Consider the following 2,956-nt stretch of genomic DNA (forward strand, 5'->3'; position numbering starts at 1 on the left):
CGTGGACCAGTTCGGCCGCGCGCGGCTCGGGGACGCGGAGCCGGCCGGCCGCGGCGACGCGGTGGATGCGGCCGCGCAAGACCGCCAGGCCCGCTTCGGCCGCCGGTGAAACGCGGCCGGGGACGACGAGCAGACCGAACACCGCCGGATTGGCGAGGCCGAACCCGATGTGGGCGTCCCAGCCCGCCCGCAGGTCGGCCACCGGGTCGCCGGTCCCCGCGGTGTCCGACTTCCCGGCGACGTAGCTGGTGAAGACGTGCTCGGCGACCGCGTCGAGCAGCGCGTCCTTGTCCTCGAAGAACCGGTAGAGCGCGGGCGCCTGCAGGCCGGCCGCCTGGGCGACGGCGCGGACGGTCACCGCCGCGGCCCCCTGCTCCCGGAGCAGCCGCGCGGCGGTCTCGACGATCTTCTCGCGGGCTTCCGTCCGGGTCATGGTTCCAATGGTAACGCATGATGGCTAGCATTGGTGCTAACGTGGTTACTAACGACGTTAACGAAGGGAACTGCCATGATCGTCATCACCGGGGGTACCGGCAAGCTGGGCTCGCAGATCGTGGGCCACCTGCTCGACCGGGTCCCGGCCGCGGAAATCGGCGTGAGCGTGCGCGAGCCCGCTCGCGCGGCCGAACTCGCCGAGAGGGGTGTCCGTGTGCGCCGCGGCGACTTCGCCGATCCGGCTTCGCTGGCCGAGGCGTTCGAGGGGGCGGCGCAGGTGCTGGTCGTCTCGACGGACTCGACCGGGGAAACCGCCCGCGCGCACCACATCGCGGCGATCGACGCCGCGCGCGAAGCGGGGGTGAAACGCGTTCTCTACACGAGTCACCAGGCGGCCGCCGGGGACTCGCTGTTCGCGCCGATGCCCGACCACGCGGCGACCGAGCGGCACCTCGCGGCGGCGGGCTCGCCGTTCACCGTGCTGCGCAACGGTTTCTACGCCGCCACCGTCCCGCTGCTGCTGGGGGAGGCGCTGCGGACCGGCGAACTGATCGCGCCCGCCGACGGGCCGGTGTCCTGGACCGCCCACGCCGACCTCGCCGAGGCGGCGGCGATCATCCTGGCCGAGGAGGGACGGTTCGACGGGCCGACACCGCCGCTGACCGCGCCGGCCGCACTCGACCTCGACGACGTCGCCGGTCTGCTCACCGAGCTGACGGGCCGCCCGATCCGGCGGGTCGTGGCCGGGGACGACGAGTGGGTGGCCGGCCTGACCGGGCACGGCGTTCCGGAAGCGCAGGCGAGCCTGCTGCTGGGCATGTTCCACGCCGCGCGCAGGGGCGAATTCGCCGTCACCGGACCGGTGCTCGAGGAGCTGCTGGGACGTCCGGCGACGCCGTTGCGGGCGGTGCTGGCGACCGCCGTTGATCACTATGAACGGGGTGTATAAACCGTAGCTATACACACCGTGTACAGTCGCCGGCATGTCGATCGGACTCACCTTGCTCGGGCTGCTCGAGAGCGGCCCCCGGCACGGCTACGACCTGAAACGCGCGTACGACGACCGGTTCGGGCACGACCGCCGGGTGCACTACGGCCAGGTCTATTCGACCCTCGCGCGGCTGCTGAAGCAGGGACTCGTCGAGGCCGACGGCGTCGAGGTGGACGGCGGCCCCGAGCGGAAGCGCTACGCGATCACCGACGCCGGGGTCGCCGACGTCGGCACCTGGCTGGAGACACCGGAAAAGCCCGACGCGTACCTGCAGAACACGCTGTACACGAAGGTGGTGCTCGCGCTGCTGTCCGGCCGCCCGGCCGCCGAGGTCCTCGACGTCCAGCGGTCGGCGCACCTCGACGCGATGCGCGAGCTGACCCGCCGCAAGACCGGCGGTGACCTCGTCGACCAGCTGATCTGCGACCACGCGCTGTTCCACCTGGAGGCCGACCTCCGCTGGCTGGAGCTGACCGCGGCCCGGCTGGACCAGCTGGCGGAGGAGATCGCGTGAGCGGCGTGCTGCTGGAGGCGATGGAAGTGCGGAAGGCCTACGGGCCGACCGAGGCGCTGGCAGGGGCGAGCCTTCGGGTGCGGGCCGGCGAGGTCGTGGCGCTGATGGGACCGTCGGGCGCGGGCAAGTCGACGCTGCTGCACTGCCTCGCCGGCATCGTCCAGCCGGACGCCGGCACGGTCCGCTACGACGGCGCGGACCTGGCCGGCCTGTCCGACCGCGCCCGCTCTTCCTTGCGGCGTACGGACTTCGGGTTCGTGTTCCAGTTCGGGCAGCTGGTGCCGGAGCTGACGTGCCTGGAGAACGTGGCCCTGCCGCTGCGCTTGAACGGCGTGCGGGGCCGCGTGGCCGCCGAGCGGGGGCGCGCGATGCTGGCGGAGCTGGACCTGTCGGGCATCGAGGGGAAGCGTCCGGGGGAGGTGTCGGGCGGGCAGGGCCAGCGGGTGGCGGTCGCCCGCGCACTGGTCACCGCACCGCGCGTGGTGTTCGCCGACGAGCCGACGGGAGCCCTCGATTCCCTCAACGGCGAGCAGGTGATGCAGCTGTTGACCACCGCGGCCCGCGACCGCGACGCGGCGGTGGTGTTGGTGACGCACGAAGCTCGGGTGGCGGCGTATTCCGACCGCGAGGTCGTCGTCCGCGACGGCCGGACCCGCCGGCTGGAGGCGACCCGATGACGGGGGTACGGGGTGGTGAGTCCGTGGCCGGGGATGGTGCGCGAGTGGTGGACTCCGCGGTTCGAGGCAGGCCGATGACCGGGCAGCGGGTGGCGGGCTGGGTGTCGAGTCCGCGGCCGGGAATGGTGCGCGAGTGGTCGGCTTCGCGGTTCGAGGTGGGCCGTGGTCGGGCAGCCGGTCGGGCGTGCGGGGTGCGGCCTCAGAAGCTGGTAGCGCGGCGGCACCGGGTGGCCGGCCCGGCGCCGCGGGCCGGGTACCCGGCGGTGATCCGGTGATCCGCCGCTGGGTCGCCGACTTCGGGCTCGGGATGCGGCTCGCGCTCGGCGGCGGTGGGGTCCG

General features: G+C 73.4%; 4 protein-coding genes. 3 read left to right on the forward strand and 1 reads right to left on the reverse strand.

Going from position 1 to position 2,956, the window contains the following annotated elements; translation table 11 throughout:
* Positions 1 to 433, reverse strand: a 433-nt coding sequence (locus tag G3I65_RS05695) for a TetR/AcrR family transcriptional regulator (protein ID WP_160695166.1), incomplete at its 3' end; no start/stop codon positions are given.
* 75 nt (positions 434 to 508) lie between these two features.
* Between G3I65_RS05695 and G3I65_RS05700 the strand changes: the two genes are divergently transcribed.
* Genes G3I65_RS05700 through G3I65_RS05710 form a run of 3 tightly spaced genes read left to right on the forward strand, consistent with a single transcriptional unit; the run spans position 509 to position 2,617 of the window.
* A complete protein-coding gene (locus tag G3I65_RS05700) occupies positions 509 to 1,384 on the forward strand; it encodes an NAD(P)H-binding protein (RefSeq protein ID WP_160695167.1) in 876 nt (291 codons plus the stop codon).
* 34 nt (positions 1,385 to 1,418) lie between these two features.
* Positions 1,419 to 1,940 carry a PadR family transcriptional regulator gene (locus G3I65_RS05705; RefSeq protein ID WP_160695168.1) on the forward strand — a complete coding sequence of 174 codons (522 nt, stop codon included), beginning with the start codon at positions 1,419 to 1,421 and terminating at the stop codon, positions 1,938 to 1,940.
* Positions 1,941 to 1,960: 20 nt separating this feature from the next.
* Positions 1,961 to 2,617, forward strand: a complete 657-nt coding sequence (locus tag G3I65_RS05710) for an ABC transporter ATP-binding protein (protein ID WP_160695169.1) — start codon at positions 1,961 to 1,963, stop codon at positions 2,615 to 2,617.
* Positions 2,618 to 2,956 lie beyond the last annotated feature (339 nt).

The sequence above is a fragment of the Amycolatopsis sp. SID8362 genome, from assembly GCF_010550475.1.
Taxonomy (GTDB): Bacteria; Actinomycetota; Actinomycetes; order Mycobacteriales; family Pseudonocardiaceae; genus Amycolatopsis; species Amycolatopsis eburnea.

Coding starts and splice junctions, on each gene's coding strand:
- G3I65_RS05700 (WP_160695167.1), top strand. CDS start 509: ATGATCGTCATCACCGGGGGTACCGGCAAGCTGGGCTCGCAGATCGTG.
- G3I65_RS05705 (WP_160695168.1), top strand. CDS start 1,419: ATGTCGATCGGACTCACCTTGCTCGGGCTGCTCGAGAGCGGCCCCCGG.
- G3I65_RS05710 (WP_160695169.1), top strand. CDS start 1,961: ATGGAAGTGCGGAAGGCCTACGGGCCGACCGAGGCGCTGGCAGGGGCG.